Below are 15,944 nucleotides of genomic sequence, written 5' to 3'. Positions count from 1 at the left end.
CGCCATGGGTATCCGCACGGTGGAGATCAGCGACGACATGATCCGGCTCGGTCAGTTCCTCAAGCTGGCCGGGCTGGCCGAGGACGGCGGGCAGGCGAAGTCGCTGATCGAGGAGGAAGAGGTCACCGTGAACGGGCGCGTGGAGACCCGGCGCGGCGCCCAGCTGCGCGGCGGCGACGTGGTCGCGGTGGGCGAGGAGAAGGCCAGGGTGGTCACGGCCTGAGCTGCTCGGCCACCCAGGCCGCCACCTGCGCCCTGGACCGCAGCCCGAGCCGGGCCAGGATGTGCTCCAGGTGCGCCTCCGCGGTGCGCTGGGCGATGGTCAGCTCGCGGGCGATCTCCTTGTTGCTCAACCCCCGCGCCACCAGGTGGGCCACCTCCAGCTGCCGCCGGGTCAGCGTGCTCGGCGCGGCCGGGGCGAGCAGCTCGGTCTCGGCGTAGGTCACCGCCTGGTCCAGGTCGAAGCGCCGCCCACGCCGCCGCGCGGTCTCGAACGCGCCGGCGGAGAGGGCCTGGCGGATCCGCGCGGTCGCCTCGGCCCGGTGCCGGGCCATCGCGTCGATGGTGAAGAAGCTGGCGCCCACCGGGGTCAGCACCGACTCCACCGCGCCGGTCAGGCAGGCCGCCGCGGCGTGCCGCCCCTGCGCGGCGAAGGCCCAGGACAGGATCTCCAGGGTCATGCCAAGGCCGAAGCGGTCGGTGAAGCTGCGCTTGAGCCGGATGCTCTCCAGCAGCAGCGGCAGCGCCGCCGCGGGCTGCCCGTCCAGCCAGTGCGCCAGGCCGGTCAGCGTCTGCGCCCAGGTGCGGATCCACACCTCGCCCACGGTCTCCACGATCGCGATCGCCTCCTGACAGCGCGCCACCGCGTGCACCAGGTCCTGTTCCGCCGGGTCGGCGCGCAGGCAGCGGCACAACGCCTGCTGCACCATCGCCAGACTCGCGCCCTGCTGGTCGCCGACGCTGAGCTGGCGCTCGATCGCCTCCTGGTAGAGCGCGATCCCGGCGGTGGTGTCGCCCGCGTACATGACGTGGGTGGCCCGGTACTGCACCGCGTAGGCCAGCACGCCCGCCGCGCCCAGCTCGCGGGCCAGCTCCTCGCACTCCAGCACCGCGGCCCGCATGGTGGCCAGGTCCCCGCGCACCGCCGCGACCTGCGCGGTCACCCATAGCGCGGTGGCCCGCAGCTCGGTCGGCTCCGGGGCGGCGCCCAGCGCGCGGGTCAGCCACAGCTGGCCCTCCTCGGTGGCCCCGCACACCGCCCAGTACCAGTTGAGGGCGGTGACCAGCCGCAGCGCCACCTGCGCGCCGCCGGGCTCGGCCAGGCTGAACTCCAGCGCGGCCCGCAGGTTGCCCAGCTCGGCGTCGCAGCGCCTGCTCCACCGGGCCTGCTCCGGCCCGTGCCAGCCCCGGTCGAAGCCCAGGGCCAGCCGCAGGTAGTGGTCCCGGTGCCGCCGCCGCCAGCGGAGCAGCTGGTCCTGGCCGGTCAGCCGGTCCCTGCCGTACTGGCGGATGGTCTCCAGCATCCGGTACCTGGCCGTGCCCTCGTCCTCGACCCGGCTGACCACCGACTTGTCCACCAGCCCGGTCAGCGCGTCCAGCACCTGGCCGCGGGCCAGGTCCTCGCCGGTGGCGATCTCCTCGGCGGCGGCCAGGTCGAAGCCGCCGGAACACACCGACAGCCGCTCCCACAGGATCCGCTCGGCCGGGGAGCACAGGCCGAAGCTCCACTCCACGGTGGCCCGCATGGTCTGCTGCCGGGGCACCGCGGTGCTCGCGCAGAGCAGCAGGTCGAACCGCTGGTCCAGCTCCGCCAGCAGGCCTTCGGGACCGCTGCCGGGCAGCTGGGCGGCGGCCAGCTCGATGGCCAGCGGGATGCCCTCAAGGCGGCGGCAGAGCTGGGTGATCGGCTCCCGGTTGCGGCTGTCCACGCTGAGCCCGGCGCGGGCCAGCAGCAGCCGGACCGAACCGAAGCCGCGCAGCTCCTCCAGGGTCAGCCGCCTGCCCGCGGGCGGCACGTCCAGCGGCGGCACCGGCAGCAGGTGCTCCCCGCCGATGCCGAGGGCCTGGCGGCCGGTGGCCAGCACGGTCAGGCCGGGAGCGTGCGGCAGCAGCGCGCTGACCAGTTCGGCGCAGGCGGCCACCAGGTGCTCGCAGTTGTCCAGCACCAGCAGCACCCGCCGCTCGCGCAGGAACTCCCGCATCGCGGCCATCGGCGGCCGGGCCGAGCGCTCGGTGGCGCCGAGCCGGTCGGCCACGGTCTGGGCGAGCAGGCCGGGATCGTCCAGCGCGGCCAGCTCCACGTGCCACACCCCGTCCGGGAAGGCAGGCCGGGACTGCTCGGCCACCCGCGCGGCCAGCCTGCTCTTGCCCACCCCGCCCGGCCCGGTCAGGGTGACCAGCCGGTGGTCGAGCAGCAGCCTGCGGGCCCGTGCGATCTCCGCGGCCCGGTCGATGAAGGAGCTCATCGCGACCGGCAGGTTGCCTGGTGCCGCCGAAGCCATTGCGTGCACATTACGGCACTCTCCGTAGAAGATCATCGCGCTATGGTTGGTTACAGACACATGCAAACTGCAAATAACACAAAAAGCAGTAGTACTCCCGATGTGCCGGTAGAGCACGCCGTGTGACGCTTCCGGTACCCAGCGAAGGGCAACTCGGTAGGAGGCGCCCGGTGGACGGCACCGGTTTTCTGGATGTCGAGGTTCGGGACGAGGCGCGGGTACGGGTCGTCGGGCTGGCCGGCGAGCTGGACCGGATCGCGTGTTACGAGGTGCGGCAGCTGCTGCTCGGCCTGGCGGTGGAGCGGCCCAAGGCCATCATCGTGGAGCTGGGCGAGGTCAAGGTGACCTCGCCGGCGTTGCTGGTGGTCTTCGACGTGGTCGCGGCCGAGGTCGCCGACTGGCCGGGGGTGCCGGTGCTGTTGGCCATCACCAGCCCGTCGGTGCGGTTGATCTTCGCCGCGGTGCGGCTGCCGGAACGGGTGCTGGCCTGCCAGAGCGTGGCCGAGGCGATGGCCGCGCTGGACACCGGTCCGCGCGGGCGGCGACTACGCCTGCCGGTGCCGGCCTCGCCCTCGGGCGAGCTGCTGGCCAGGGCCGCCGCCGAGCAGATCTGCCAGAGCTGGCGGCTGCCCGGCCTGACCGAGGTGCTGCCGCCGGTGGCCGCCGACCTGGTCGCGCACACCGCCGCCGAGCGGGGTGAGTGCGTGACCTTGCAGTTCTGGACCGACGTGCAGCGGATGGTGGTTTCGGTGCGCGGGCTGCTGCGCGGCGGCAGCGCGCTGGCCGTGCCTGCCTGGCGGGACTCGGTGTCCGGGCACACCCCGACCGGCGACGGCGCGGTGGTGCTCTGGACTTCGCTGGGACTTGCTTGCGTGAAGGACTGAATCACGGTTCACTCCTTGTATGCCGTACCGCCGCACGCCTTCGGTCGACGCGCGCCGCGCCGCGACCAGGGACCGGGTGCTCGGCGCGACCAGGGAACTGCTGGCCGAGGCCGGGTACGCCGGTTGCTCGATCGCGGCCGTGGCCAGGCGGGCCGGGGTGGCGGCCGGTTCGGTGTACCTGCACTTCCCGAACAAGGCCGACCTGCTGGCCGAGGCGTTCCGGGTGGTGGTCGGGCACGAGGTGGACGCGGTCGCACAGGCCGTGGCCGCCGCGCCGGACCACCGGGCCGGGGTGGTCGCGGTGGTGGAGACCTTCGCCGGGCGCGCGCTGAAGTCGCCCCGGCTGGCCTACGCCCTGCTGGCCGAACCCATCGACGCCGCGGTGGAACGCGAGCGCCTGCGCTTCCGCGTCGCCTTCCGCGACCTGGTCTCCGGCGTGCTGGCCACCGCGGTCGAACGCGGCGAGCTGCCGCCGCAGAACCCCGCGGTCAGCGCGGCCGCGCTGGTCGGCGCGGTCGGCGAGGTGCTGATCGGCCCACTCGCGGCCGGGCACGCCGACCCGGACACCATCCCGAACCTGATCTCCTTCTGCCTGCGCGCGATCGGAGCCCCCCATGCCGACTCATGAAGTCACCAACCAGGTCCCGCCGCTGCTCGACCACGACATCGCCGCCGACCCGGCCCTGGTGGAGGCGCTGCACCGGGAGGGCGCCGGCTGGGCCGAGCCCGAGCTGCACGAGCTGGGCCGCCTGGCCGGCAGCGGGCAGGCGCAGGAGTGGGGCCGCCAGGCCAACGACAACCCGCCGGTGCTGCGCACGCACGACCGGTACGGGCACCGGATCGACGAGGTCGACTTCCACCCGGTCTGGCACCAGCTGATGACGGTCGCGGTCGGCCACGGCCTGCACGCCGCACCCTGGCGGGATCAGCGGGCCGGCGCGCACGTGGCCCGCGCGGCCAAGTTCTTCGCCTGGGGCCAGGTCGAGCCGGGCCACAGCTGCCCGATCTCGATGACCTACGCCGCCGTGCCCGCGCTGCGCGCCACCCCCGAGCTGGCCGCGCGCTACGAGCCCCTGCTGGCCGCGCCGGAGTACGACTTCGGGCTGCGCGAGCCCTCGGGCAAGCGCGGGCTGATCGCGGGCATGTCGATGACGGAGAAGCAGGGCGGCTCCGACGTCAGGGCCAACACCACCAGCGCCACCCCTGCCGGTGACGGCGCGTACACCCTGGTGGGGCACAAGTGGTTCACCAGCGCGCCGATGTCGGACATGTTCCTCACCCTGGCCCAGGCGCCCGGCGGCCTGTCCTGCTTCCTGCTGCCCAGGGTGCTGCCCGACGGCACCCGCAACCGGATCCGGTTGCAGCGGCTGAAGGACAAGCTGGGCAACAAGTCCAACGCCTCCGCCGAGATCGAGTACGAGGACGCGGCGGGCTACCTGGTCGGCGAGGAGGGGCGCGGGGTCCGCACCATCATCGAGATGGTCAACATGACCCGGCTGGACTGCTGCCTGGGCTCGGCGGCCGGGATGCGCGCCGGGGTGGTGCAGGCGGTGCACCACGCCACCCACCGCTGGGCCTTCGGCAAAGCTTTGGTTGACCAGCCGCTGATGGCCACCGTGCTGGCCGACCTGGTGATCGAGTCCGAGGCCGCCACCACCATGGCGATGCGCCTGGCCGGGGCCACCGACCGCGCCCAGCACGGCGACGAGCAGGAGACCCTGTTCCGCCGGATCGGCCTGGCGGTGTCGAAGTACTGGCTGTGCAAGCGCGGCCCCGCGCACGCGGCCGAGGCGCTGGAATGCCTGGGCGGCAACGGCTACGTGGAGGAGTCCGGCATGCCCAGGCTCTACCGCGAGGCCCCGCTGATGTCGATCTGGGAGGGCTCCGGCAACGTGGCCGCCCTGGACGCCCTGCGCGCCATGGGCCGCCAGCCGGAGACGGTGCGGGCCTACTTCGCCGAGGTGGACACCGCCCGCGGCCTGGACCCGAGGCTGGACGCCTTCGCGGCTAAGGTGCGCGCCGAGCTGAGCGACCTCACCGACATCGAGGCCCGCGCCCGCCGGGTGGTGGAGCGGATGGCGCTGCTGCTGCAAGGCGTGCAGCTGGTCCGTCATGGCAGCCCCGCGGTCGCCGAGGCCTTCTGCGCCAGCCGCCTGGCCGGCGACTGGGGCGTGGCCTTCGGCACCCTGCCACCGGGCCTGGACCTCAAGGCGATCATCGACCGGGGCCGCACTGTGCGCTAGAGGACGGAACGGGTGAGTCCGGACAGGTGAACGAGCTGCCCGATGGGGCGGCGGAGAGGGCAGGAAACCCCGCGTCAGATACCGATCGGGCATCCGGCCGTCGCGGATCGCGGAGGCTCTCACCGATGCTGACGGCAGTCAGTAACCGGAAACTGTGGCGCTGTCCACAGTGGACACTTGTGGTGAGGGGGAACCGGCTTGTCCTGGTTCCGGCCGGGGCGGGCCAAGCTCGCCGAACCGGCACAGCGCACCCTGCTCTACCTGATGGCGGGCCCGAACGCGGGCGTCGCCGTCCGGCAGGCCGTCGGCGGCGACACCGGCGCCATCACCGGCACCCTGGAACTGCCGGGCTTGAGCACCCCCGAGGTCACCGCCGCCGTCCAGACCTTGGCCAAGGCAACCGGCCCCGCGCCCCTGGAGGCCACCACCCGGATCCGCCTGCTCGCCGAATCCCTGGCCACCACCGGCCGCCTGATCTGGACGCCGATCCTGACCGAGTGGCCGGACCTGCGCGGCACCAAGGTGGAACTGGCCCCGGTCGGCGAGATCCTGTACCTGCCGCTGCACACGGCGCTGGTCGAGGGGATGCCGGCGTGCGTGCTGCTGGACCTGTCGGTGCGGGTGCCGGTGCACGCCCCGGCGATGCTGCCGGCGTCGCTGGGGGAGGGCGCGCCGGGCGGGGTGGGGGCCGGGGCGCGGGACGGTTCGGGGGACGGGGGGAGTGGGCAGCGGACCTGCCACGGGATCATGGACGCGGACGAGCCGTGGCGCAGCACGGTCCTGCTCGGCCACCGCCCCGCGTCCCCGGGACCGCAACCACCTTCGGACTGGCAGCCGTCCCCGGATCGCCAGCCGTCCCTGGATCGCCAGCCGTCCCTGGATCGCCAACCGTCCCCGGATCGCCAACCGTCCCCGGGACCCGCCGTCGACCCCCTCGTCATCCTTTCCGGGGGACGCCTGGCCGCCTTCGACACCCTCCCCGTCCTCGGCGCGCTCTGGCCGCTGCCCGACCCCACCCACACCGCCGACCTGCTCGCCCGCCTCCACCGCGCCCTCGTCGGCGTGCCGGACGCCTGCTCACTCGCCCAGGTCGTCGGCGCCGCGCACCGTCACGGCCTGTTCATCGCGGTCTGGGGGCCATTCGTCCACTTCGGTGCTTAACTCTCCGGGCATGGACGGAACGTCCGGTTCGTGCCAGGCTCTGTGGTGAGGTCCTGGGGGACTGCACACCGTTGCTCCGGCATGGGCCGGGGCGGGGGTCGCGGCGTCTCCTGCCCTCGTCCTCGCAACCGAGGACTCACCACACCGAGGAAGTCCACTCCTCGGTCCGGGGGCGGCCGCCGGTGTCCCCGGACCGGGGCCGTGTCTGGAGGTTGTCGTGCGCAAGTCCGTTTCCCGTACCGCCCGGCTGGCCCTCACCGCGTTCGCGGTGACCGCACTCGCCGGTTCCGCCCTGGCCGGCACCGCCTCGGCGGCGCCGGCCTCGCCCTGCCCGCACTCCGGCGCCTTGTGCCTGTGGGACCAGGAGAACTACCAGGGCAACCCGTTCAACGTGCGGGCGCTCGACCCCGAGCGCGGCACCTGTGTCAACCTGTTCGACCACAAGTGGGGCGAGGGCCGGGCCAAGTCCGGCGTCAACAACGGCTCGCGCACCGCGTCCCTGTTCACCAGCCGGGACTGCACCGGGCGGCCCTACCCGATCAGCCCCGGCAGCGGTGACCCCTCGATCGACATCGCGGCCAACAGCGTCTACGTGTACTGATCCGTCGGCTCCACCTGCAACCGGGTCACCTGTGCCGGCGGCCGCGCCGCCCGCCGGCACGAACGGTGATCCACACCACCCAAAGATCTTGCCCTGCAAGAGTTTGCGGTACGGGCATCCGGTGAATCCCCCTGACACGAACGTTGAGCCACAAGTGGAAAGAGGGGGCCATGACGGGTGCGGTGATGGATACCGAACACGCCTTCGCGCGCGGCCTGCAGGGCTACATCGCGGAGGTGGCGCGGCAGCTCGGTATCGGCCTCGAATCCTGCACGATCGACCCCGAGCCGCCCGCCTCGGCCTACCTGGCGCTGGACTGGCGGCTGGAACGCTTCCCGGGCCTTGACCTGGCGCTGCTGTGGGACGAACGCCAGGGCTGGTACGCCGCCCTGGAGTCCCGCACCGGCGAGGATCTGATCACCCTGGCCTACCTCGGCGACGCCCTGCTGCCCGCCCCGGCCGAGGTGCGCGGGTTCCTCGACGACGTGCGGGCCGGGGAGCACCGGCTCGGCCAGCCCGGCCCGCCGCGGTCACGCGCGAGTTCCCGGGCGCGACTGGTCGAGGGACTGACCGCCTACCGGGAACACGCGGAAACGGTCTGACTCCTGCTTTCAGTGGGTTCCGCCGTCCTGGGCGCGAGCTTTGAATTGTCCCACGCGTATACCGACGGGAGCGAGAACCGCTCCCGTCGGTTTTCTGTGTGGAGGCACCCTATGCGCCAACGCTTGTTCGCGACCGCCGCTATTGTCGCGGCTATTTCCGGGGCCGGGCTGACCGCCGGGCCGGTGAATGCCGGACCGGCTCAGTCCAGCCGCCTGACGCTGACCATCGCCGAGGGCGAGGACCCGGCCCCGGTCGCGCACCGCCGCACCCTCATCTGTCAGCCGCCCGGCGGCGACCACCCCCGCGCCGCAGCCGCCTGCGCCGATCTGAACAGGGCAAACGGTGACTTCGCCCGGCTGCCCGGCGATCCGGCGCACCCCGGCTGCCCGCGTGACTACCGCCCGGTGACCGTCACCGCCCGCGGGCACTGGCAGGGGCGCCCGATTCGTTTCCAGCGCACTTACCCCAACCAGTGCGTACTCACCGCATCCACCGGTCCGGTTTTCGACATCCAACCCCGGTAATTGCTTGCACACAGACGCTCGGTATCCCCGATTGATCGCAGTCGGAATTGCTGGACCGGGACCCGGTCGGCATGTCTGAATAGTGACCGTTAGCAAGTCCACCCCCATTTCGGAGGTTGAAAGTCATGCGGTTGCGCGCACTGGTAGTCGCCGCGTTCGTCGGCCTGACCACGCTGGTCGCCGGCGTCTCCGCCAATGCCGCCCCGATCCCCGACACGGTGATCAGCGACCAGTTCCAGGTCCGCGCCCAGGGTGTCTCGGCTGCCACCATCTGCACCATCCAGCTGAGGGCGCAGTGGCCCTCGGACACCCAGAACGTCCGGATCTCCTTCCAGGGCCGCACGAACTGCGGCCTGCCGGTGATCATGACCGGCCAGGCGACCCTCTACTCCGAGACCCGCCAGGTCGAACAGGCCGGACCCCGGTTCGGTTTCGCCTACCTCTACCAGGGCGTCAGCTCCGCCACCCACTCCCCGGTGACCCGCGGCGCCGAGCAGATCCTCGGCTACACCACCACGCTGATCGCGCCCCAGGGCCAGGTCTGGCGGCAGGCGCCTCGTCAGTGCACCGGTCTCAACACCCCGGTGCTGAACTGCTCCTTCGACCGCACCTTCCTGGTCTGACCCCACCAGGCTCGGCCAACTGAACAGCGCACAGAGGGGCCCGGGACGATCTCCCGGGCCCCGTGCCGCTCAACCCAGCTCGCGCAGCGCGGGCAGCAGGGTCGACTCGGCGAAGCGCAGGAAGTCGTCCTGGTGGTCGCCGCCGATCTGCACCAGCGCGACATCGGTGAACCCGGCCTCGATGAACTCCCGCACGCTGTCCAGGATCGGCTGCACCTCCGGGCCGCAGGGGATGGCGGCGGCCACGTCCTCCTTGGTCACGAACTGGGTAGCTCCGGCGAAGCCAGCCGGGCCGGGCAGTTCGGCGTTGACCTTCCAGCCGCCGCCGAACCAGCGGAACTGCTCGTGCGCCCGCGCCACCGCGGCCTCGGTGTCCTCGTCCCAGCACACCGGCAACTGGCCGATCTTGCGGCTGGGTGAGTGGTTGCCGCGGCTGGCGTCCCAGGTCGCGCACAGCTCGGCCTCCGGTTCCACCGCGATCATCGCGTCGGCGGCCAGCGCGAAGCGGGCCACGGACTGCTTGCCGGAGACCGCGACCGCCACCGGGACGCGCTTCTCGGGCAGGTCCCACAGCTTGGCCGAGTCCACCCGGTAGTGGTGGCCGGCGTAGTTGACGTAGCCGCCGTCGAAGAGCTCGCCGATGATCCGCACCGCCTCCTCCAGCATCTCGTGCCGGATGTTCGCCGGTGGCCAGCCCTGCGCCGTGATGTGCTCGTTGAGGTTCTCACCAGCGCCGAGGCCCAGGGTGAACCGGTTGTCCGAGAGCAGCTGGATGGTGGCGGCCTTCTGCGCGACCACCGCGGGGTGGTAGCGGATCAGCGGGCAGGTCACGTAGGTCATCAGCTCGACCCGCTGGGTGCGCTGGGTGACCGCGCCCAGCACACTCCACGCGTACGGGGAGTGGCCCTGGCTGTCCAGCCACGGCGAGTAGTGGTCGCTGATCACCTCGAAGTCGAAACCGGCCTGCTCGGCGGCCTCGGCGTCGCGGACCAGCTGGGCCGGTCCGGCCTGTTCGGTCATCAGCGTGTAGCCCCACCGCATGGTTTCCTCCTCGGCCTCAGCGCGCCCGCCCACCGACATACCCGGACCGCTGCGGCTCAACCCCGGTCTGACGGCGGGCCAAACGGGGTACCTGCGGGGCATGACGCTGACCGTGGGGGTCGAGGAGGAGTTCCTGCTGGTGGATCCGGCCTCGGGGCGGCCGGTCCGGGCGGCCGCGCCGGTGCTGCGCCGCGCCGGCCCGCCCGCCGCCGGGAACCTGCACACCGAACTGATGGACACCCAGGTCGAGGCGGCCACCGGGGTGTGCGCCGACCTGGCCGAGCTGGGCGGGCAGCTGCTCGCGGCCCGGCGGCAGCTGGACACGGCGGCCCGCGCCGAGGGCCTGCTGCTGCTCTCCACCGGCACCCCGGTGCTCGATGGCGCGCCGCCGGGGCTGGCCGAGGGCGAGCGGTTCGCCGAGATCGGGCGGCGCTACGCCGGGATCGTCGAGGACTACCAGGTTTCCGGCTGCCACGTGCACGTCGGCGTGCCGGACCGGGAGACCGCGGTCGCCGTGATGAACCACCTCCGGCCATGGCTGCCGACACTGCTCGCGCTCTCCGGCAACTCGGTGTTCTGGGCGGGCCGGGACACCGGGTACGCGAGCTGGCGAATGGTGTGTCAGTCCCGTTTTCCCGGCTCCGGGCTGCCGCCGTCGTTCGGCTCGGCGCAGCAGTACGACGCCGAGGTGGCCCGGCTGGTGGACTGCGGCGCGCTGGTCGACCCCACGCAGAGCTTCTGGCTGCTGCGTCCGTCCCCACGTTTCCCGACCCTGGAGTTCCGGGTCGCCGACGCGGTGCCCACCGCGGCCGAGGCGCTGGCGCAGGCCGCGCTGAGCCGGGCCCTGGTCCACACCGGAATGTCCGAAGTGGACAGAGGTAGGCCGGAGCCGGTGGTGGGCCAGCAGGTCGGCGCGGCTGCGGTGTGGTCAGCCGCCCGCTACGGCCTCAGTGGGCCAGGGGTGCACCCGGTGCACGAGAAGCGGCTGCCCGCCACCGAGCTGCTGGCCGAACTGCTCGACTGGGTGGGCCCGGCGCTGGCCGCCGCAGGCGACCTGGCGCTGGTGACCCGGTTGCTGGAACCGCTGCTCGCCATGGGCGCCGGTGCGCAGCGGCAGCGCGCGGCGGCCGCGCACGGCACCGCCGCGGTGGTGGAGCTGCTGGCCGCCGAGCTGACCCGCGCTTGAGCCAGCCGGAACCGGGTACTCGTTCGGGGTGACGATGACTGCTGTCTCGCTGAGCCCGGTGCTCCCGCGCCCGCGCGGCCCGCTGTCCGCGGCCGTGGTGCGCATCCTGCGCGAGGAGCCCGGCACCGCGACTTTCCCTGCCCCCGGTTCGCCGGAGCCCTTCGGCGAGGACCTGCACCTCGCGCTCTACACCCTCTACGAGCTGCACTACCAGGGGTTCGCCGAGGCCGACCCGGACTGGGAGTGGGACCCGGCGCTGATCGCCTTCCGCACCGCGCTGGAACGGACCTTCCTGGCCGCGCTGCGCCACGAGGTGCCCGGTGGCGCGGATGTCTGGTCCACAGTGGACGAACTGCTGGTGGAACCGGTGGAGGGCAACGGGATCTCGCATTTCCTGCGCGATGAGGGGGAGTGGTGGCAGATGCGGGAGTACTTCACGCACCGCTCGCTCTACCACCTCAAGGAGGCCGACCCGCACGCCTGGGTGCTGCCCCGGTTGCGCGGCAAGGCCAAGGCGGCGCTGGTCGCGGTGGAGTTCGACGAGTTCGGCGGCGGCGACCCCGAGCGCATGCACTCCCAGCTCTACGCCAACCTGCTCACCGGGGCGGGCCTGGATCCCGGCTACCTCGCCTACCTGGACCGGGTGCCCGCCGTGGCGCTGGCCCCGGTCAACATGATGTCGCTGTTCGGCCTGCGCCGTTCGCTGCGCGGCGCGCTGGTCGGGCACTTCGCCGCCGCCGAGATCACCACCGCGCCCAGCGCCCGCCGGATGGCGCAGGCGCTGGAACGGCTGGCCGCCGATCCGGCCTGCGTGGAGTTCTTCACCGAGCACATCGAGGCCGACGCGGTGCACGAGCAGGTGCTGCGGCACGACGTGCTCGGCGACCTGCTGGCGCGCGAACCGGAACTGGCCGCCGACGTGGTGCTGGGCGTGCAGGCCACCGAGTTCCTGGAACAGCGGCTGGCCGAGCACCTGCTGGGCTGCTGGCGGGCCGGGCAGACCTCCCTCATTTAAGTATTGACTTATATAAGTCTCAGCTGTGATGATGTCGTCGTGCACGCGTTTGACGTACTGGGCGACCCGGTTCGCCGCCGGATCCTGGAGCTGCTCGCCGCCGGGGAGCAGAGCTCCGGGGAGCTGACCGCGGTCATCCGGGCCGAGTTCGGGATCTCCCAGCCGGGCGTCTCGCAACACCTGAAAGTGCTGCGGGACAACGGGTTCACCACCGTGCGCGCGGATGGCGCGCGCAGGTTGTACGCGGTGGATCCGGCCCCGCTGCGCGAGGTCGACGGCTGGCTGGAGCAGTTCCGCGGATTCTGGCACCAGCACCTCGACGCCCTGGCCACCGAGCTGGCCAGGGGAAAGCGTGCCCGCCGCATCGCTGAGACAAAGGACAAGCCATGATCGACATCGCCCAGCAGCTGGCCGCGATCCACCGGGCGGTCGGCAACCGCACACTGGCCGAGACCGAGGTGGTCGCGGTCACCGTGCGCCGGGACTACGAGGCCGAGGTCGCCGACGTGTGGGAGGCCATCACCGAGCCGGAGCGGGTGCGCCGCTGGTTCCTGCCTCTGACGGGTGATCTGCGCGAGGGCGGGAACTTCCAGCTGGAGGGCAACGCGGACGGCGACATCCTCACCTGCCAGCCGCCCCGGCTGCTCAAGGTCACCTTCGGCGGCCCGATCAGCTTCGTCACGCTGACCCTGAATGAGGGAGCGCGGCCGGAGACCACCACGCTGGAGCTGGAACACACCGTGCCGCTGGAGCTCGCGGGCAGCGGCGCGGGCGCGCTCTACCCGGGACCCGGCTGGGACGGCGCGTTCCTCGGCCTGGCCCTGTACCTGGCCGGCGAGGTGTCCGAGGACCCGGTGGCCGCGGCCAACTCCTTGGAGGCCCAGAACTTCTCCGCGGGCTCGGTGCGGGCCTGGGAGGAGACCGTGCGCGCCTCCGGCACCGCGACTGAGGAGCAGCTGGCCACGGCGGTGGAGGTGTCCCTGGCCCAGTTCGCGCCCGCGGTGGGCGGTCAATCGTCCTGAGTGGACTTCACCCGGCGGCGATGACTGGTGTCGCACAACGGGTAGCGCTTGCTGCGGCGGCACAGGCAGACCGCGACCTGGAACCGGGAGCAGTGCAGGACGTCGCCGTCGGGCAGCTCCAGGTCGACCGGCCCTTCCACCAGCAGCGGGCCGCCGGTCACCAGGCGCATCCGGCGCGGTCGTTCAGCGGGTCCGGTCGGCACGGATCACCACCAGCTCCTCCTCGTCCTCACCGGGATCGGCGAAACCGTTGCGCACCAGCCAGTCCGCTCGTTCGCGCATTACCGGTCCGTAGGGAATCCGGTCCCTGGCCACCACGGCGGCCTTGAGCCCGCCCCCGCGCAGCCGGAGCAGAGTGTCCTCGGTGCCGGCGAAGGCCGACTGCACGAGCAGCATGGTTCCCTTGGGGGCCAACAGCTCCGGCGCCCGCGCGCACAGCGGGTCCAGCAGCGCGCGCCCGTCCAGTCCGGCGTCCCAGGCCCTGGCCGGACCTCGCTCGGGTAGCGCGGGCCGGGCGGCAGGCACGTACGGCGGGTTCGCCAGCACCAGGTCGAACTCCTTGCCGCGCAGGCAGAAGCGCATGTCGCCGCGGCGTACCCGCACCCGTGGCCAGTGCCACAGGGTGCGTAGCCGGGCGGTGAGCACCGCGCGCCGGGACACGTCGATCGCGGTCACCTCGGCCGCGCCCGCGATGGCCGCGGCCTCGGCGAGCGCGCCGGAACCGGTGCCGACGTCCAGAACCCGCGCGCCGGTGGGAAACGGCGCGGCGAGCATGGCGTCGACCAGCAGCGTGGTGTCGCGCTGCGGCGCGTACACACCCAGACTTCGGAGCAGTTCCACGACAACCGAATACCTCGCCGACGACTGTCCAAACGCGTCAGTTCAGCGGAGGCGGCGACGATCAGCGCCAGGTGGGGAGTTCCCCGGGGCGTTACCCAGAAGTGGCCCCGGGGAACCCCGCGATCACATGTTGATCATATGTCCGGCCAGGCCGTGCAGGGCCTCCTTGACCGCCTCGCCCAGGGTCGGGTGGGCGTGCACGTTGCGGGCGAGCTCGTGCACGGTCAGGTCCCACTGCTGCGCCAGGGTCAGCTCGGGCAGCAGCTCGGTGACCTCAGGCCCGATCAGGTGACCGCCGAGCAGCTCGCCGTACTTGGCGTCGGAGATCAGCTTGACGAAGCCGCGGGTGTCGTTGAGCCCAGGCGCCTTGCCGTTGGCGGTGAACGGGAACTTGGCCACCTTGACCTCGTGCCCGGCGTCCCTGGCCTGCTTCTCGGTGAGGCCGAAGCTGGCGATCTGCGGCTGGCAGTAGGTGGCGCGCGGGATCATGGTGAAGTCCAGCTCCATGGTCTCCACCTCCGCGATGGTCTCCGCGGCGATCACGCCCATCGCCTCGGCGGCGTGCGCGAGCATCAGCTTGGCGGTGACATCGCCGATGGCGTAGATGTGCGGCACGCTGGTCCGGCCACGCCCGTCGATGTCGATGGCGCCGCGCTCGGTGAGCCGGACACCGGTGTTCTCCAGGCCGTAGCCGTTGACGTTGGGCGCGAAGCCGATGGCCTGCAGCACCTTGTCCGCGTGCAGCGTCTCCGCGCCCTGCGGCCCGGTGACCTCGATCTTGACCTGGTCGCCGGAGTCGTCGATCCGGTCCACCCTGGTGCTGGTCTTGAGCGTGATGCCCAGCTTGCGGTAGGCCTTGGCCAGCTCCTTGGACACCTCCTCGTCCTCCAGCGGCACCAGGCGGTCCAGGTACTCCACGATGGTGACGTCGACCCCGTAGTTGACCAGCACGTAGGCGAACTCCACGCCGATCGCGCCCGCGCCGGCGATCACGATGCTGCCCGGCACGCTGTCGGCGAGGATCTGCTCCTCGTAGGTGACCACCCGGTCCGACAGCGAGGTCCCCGGCAGCAGTCGCGGCGAGGCGCCCGCGGCGATGATGCAGTGGTCGAAGCTGATCGTCTCGGTGCCGCCGTCGGCCAGCGCGACCTGCATCCGGTTGGCGTCCAGGAACGCGCCCCGGCCGGTGAACTCGGTGATGCCGTTCTTGCGCATCAGGAAGTGCACGCCCTTGACCCGCCCGTCCGCGACCTTGCGGCTGCGGCTGTGGGCGGCGCCGTAGTCGACGCTGACCTTCCCGCCCTCGACGGAGAACCCGTACTCCTGCGCCTCGTGCTGGAAGATGTGCGCCAGCTCGGCGTTGCGCAGCAGCGCCTTCGACGGGATGCAGCCCACGTTGAGACAGACCCCGCCCCAGTAGCGCTCCTCGACGACCGCGGTCCGCAGGCCGAGTTGCGCGGCTCGGATTGCCGCGACGTACCCGCCGGGTCCGGCGCCGAGCACCACGACATCGAAATGTGTACTCACCCGCAACACCCTACGCACGGTCGGCCGAGGCCGCGTGTGGTGGATCTCGTGCGTGAGCGCCGGAGTCCAGGTCGCCGGTGGCGGCACCGCCGGGACGGCCGCGTACCAGGTCGTACGGTCGTCGGCCAGCCAGCCCTGCACCAGTTCCAGCGCGCGGGCGGCCTCGGCGAACA

Annotated in this window: 18 protein-coding genes; 13 read left to right on the top strand and 5 right to left on the bottom strand. The window is 72.3% G+C overall.

Features of this window, described 5'->3' with window-relative positions; translation table 11 throughout:
- Positions 1-4: 4 nt before the first annotated feature.
- Positions 5-223, top strand: coding sequence for an RNA-binding S4 domain-containing protein (locus ACWDY5_RS36760; protein ID WP_449726737.1), 219 nt, complete (start codon positions 5-7; stop codon positions 221-223).
- Here the strand turns inward: ACWDY5_RS36760 and ACWDY5_RS36755 are convergent.
- A complete protein-coding gene (locus tag ACWDY5_RS36755) occupies positions 213-2,501 on the bottom strand; it encodes an ATP-binding protein (protein ID WP_449726736.1) in 2,289 nt (762 codons plus the stop codon). The two genes, ACWDY5_RS36760 and ACWDY5_RS36755, sit on opposite strands and share 11 nt — an antisense overlap.
- A gap of 170 nt (positions 2,502-2,671) precedes the next feature.
- Here ACWDY5_RS36755 and ACWDY5_RS36750 point away from each other — a divergent pair, with 170 nt between their 5' ends.
- The 8 genes from ACWDY5_RS36750 to ACWDY5_RS36715 all read left to right on the top strand — a co-directional run bounded on the left by ACWDY5_RS36750 (position 2,672) and on the right by ACWDY5_RS36715 (position 9,140).
- Positions 2,672-3,385 carry a hypothetical protein gene (locus ACWDY5_RS36750; RefSeq protein ID WP_449726735.1) on the top strand — a complete coding sequence of 238 codons (714 nt, stop codon included), beginning with the start codon at positions 2,672-2,674 and terminating at the stop codon, positions 3,383-3,385.
- Between the two features lie 19 nt (positions 3,386-3,404).
- Positions 3,405-4,013: a TetR/AcrR family transcriptional regulator gene (locus ACWDY5_RS36745; RefSeq protein ID WP_449726734.1), complete on the top strand. Its 609-nt coding sequence runs from the start codon at positions 3,405-3,407 to the stop codon at positions 4,011-4,013.
- Positions 4,000-5,628 (top strand): acyl-CoA dehydrogenase family protein, encoded by a 1,629-nt coding sequence (locus tag ACWDY5_RS36740; RefSeq protein ID WP_449726733.1) that lies wholly within the window; start codon positions 4,000-4,002, stop codon positions 5,626-5,628. Before ACWDY5_RS36745 ends, ACWDY5_RS36740 begins: the two co-directional genes overlap by 14 nt.
- A 198-nt stretch (positions 5,629-5,826) precedes the next feature.
- Positions 5,827-6,789: a hypothetical protein gene (locus ACWDY5_RS36735; RefSeq protein ID WP_449726732.1), complete on the top strand. Its 963-nt coding sequence runs from the start codon at positions 5,827-5,829 to the stop codon at positions 6,787-6,789.
- Between the two features lie 217 nt (positions 6,790-7,006).
- The gene (locus ACWDY5_RS36730; RefSeq protein WP_449726731.1) at positions 7,007-7,390 is read left to right on the top strand and encodes a peptidase inhibitor family I36 protein; all 384 of its coding nucleotides are present in this window, start codon (positions 7,007-7,009) and stop codon (positions 7,388-7,390) included.
- Between the two features lie 185 nt (positions 7,391-7,575).
- Entirely contained in the window at positions 7,576-7,992 is a 417-nt protein-coding gene (locus ACWDY5_RS36725; protein ID WP_449726730.1) for a DUF6292 family protein, read from the top strand.
- A gap of 123 nt (positions 7,993-8,115) precedes the next feature.
- Positions 8,116-8,517 (top strand): SSI family serine proteinase inhibitor, encoded by a 402-nt coding sequence (locus tag ACWDY5_RS36720; protein WP_449726729.1) that lies wholly within the window; start codon positions 8,116-8,118, stop codon positions 8,515-8,517.
- A 125-nt stretch (positions 8,518-8,642) separates the two neighbouring features.
- Positions 8,643-9,140 (top strand): hypothetical protein, encoded by a 498-nt coding sequence (locus ACWDY5_RS36715; RefSeq protein WP_283659075.1) that lies wholly within the window; start codon positions 8,643-8,645, stop codon positions 9,138-9,140.
- A 69-nt stretch (positions 9,141-9,209) separates the two neighbouring features.
- Here ACWDY5_RS36715 and ACWDY5_RS36710 read toward each other — a convergent pair whose 3' ends face one another.
- On the bottom strand, positions 9,210-10,181 hold the full coding sequence (locus ACWDY5_RS36710; RefSeq protein ID WP_449726728.1) for a TIGR03557 family F420-dependent LLM class oxidoreductase: 972 nt from the start codon (positions 10,179-10,181) through the stop codon (positions 9,210-9,212).
- Between the two features lie 100 nt (positions 10,182-10,281).
- Here ACWDY5_RS36710 and ACWDY5_RS36705 point away from each other — a divergent pair, with 100 nt between their 5' ends.
- Genes ACWDY5_RS36705 through ACWDY5_RS36690 form a run of 4 tightly spaced genes read left to right on the top strand, consistent with a single transcriptional unit; the run spans position 10,282 to position 13,404 of the window.
- Positions 10,282-11,367, top strand: coding sequence for a carboxylate-amine ligase (locus ACWDY5_RS36705; protein WP_449726727.1), 1,086 nt, complete (start codon positions 10,282-10,284; stop codon positions 11,365-11,367).
- 34 nt (positions 11,368-11,401) lie between these two features.
- Positions 11,402-12,382: an iron-containing redox enzyme family protein gene (locus ACWDY5_RS36700; protein WP_449726726.1), complete on the top strand. Its 981-nt coding sequence runs from the start codon at positions 11,402-11,404 to the stop codon at positions 12,380-12,382.
- Positions 12,383-12,421: 39 nt separating this feature from the next.
- Positions 12,422-12,772 (top strand): ArsR/SmtB family transcription factor, encoded by a 351-nt coding sequence (locus tag ACWDY5_RS36695; RefSeq protein ID WP_449726725.1) that lies wholly within the window; start codon positions 12,422-12,424, stop codon positions 12,770-12,772.
- Entirely contained in the window at positions 12,769-13,404 is a 636-nt protein-coding gene (locus tag ACWDY5_RS36690; RefSeq protein WP_449726724.1) for an SRPBCC domain-containing protein, read from the top strand. Before ACWDY5_RS36695 ends, ACWDY5_RS36690 begins: the two co-directional genes overlap by 4 nt.
- Here the strand turns inward: ACWDY5_RS36690 and ACWDY5_RS36685 are convergent.
- The 3 genes from ACWDY5_RS36685 to lpdA all read right to left on the bottom strand — a co-directional run bounded on the left by ACWDY5_RS36685 (position 13,392) and on the right by lpdA (position 15,771).
- Complete coding sequence (locus tag ACWDY5_RS36685; RefSeq protein WP_449726723.1) at positions 13,392-13,574, bottom strand: CDGSH iron-sulfur domain-containing protein; 183 nt, start codon at positions 13,572-13,574, stop codon at positions 13,392-13,394. The two genes, ACWDY5_RS36690 and ACWDY5_RS36685, sit on opposite strands and share 13 nt — an antisense overlap.
- A gap of 13 nt (positions 13,575-13,587) precedes the next feature.
- Positions 13,588-14,244: a HemK2/MTQ2 family protein methyltransferase gene (locus ACWDY5_RS36680; RefSeq protein WP_449726722.1), complete on the bottom strand. Its 657-nt coding sequence runs from the start codon at positions 14,242-14,244 to the stop codon at positions 13,588-13,590.
- 123 nt (positions 14,245-14,367) lie between these two features.
- Positions 14,368-15,771 (bottom strand): dihydrolipoyl dehydrogenase, encoded by a 1,404-nt coding sequence (gene lpdA, locus ACWDY5_RS36675; RefSeq protein ID WP_449726768.1) that lies wholly within the window; start codon positions 15,769-15,771, stop codon positions 14,368-14,370.
- Positions 15,772-15,944: the final 173 nt, after the last annotated feature.

It is taken from the genome of Crossiella sp. NPDC003009, assembly GCF_053591555.1.
Note: the sequence above shows the minus strand (reverse complement) of the source record. Positions and strands in the feature narration are given on the sequence as shown.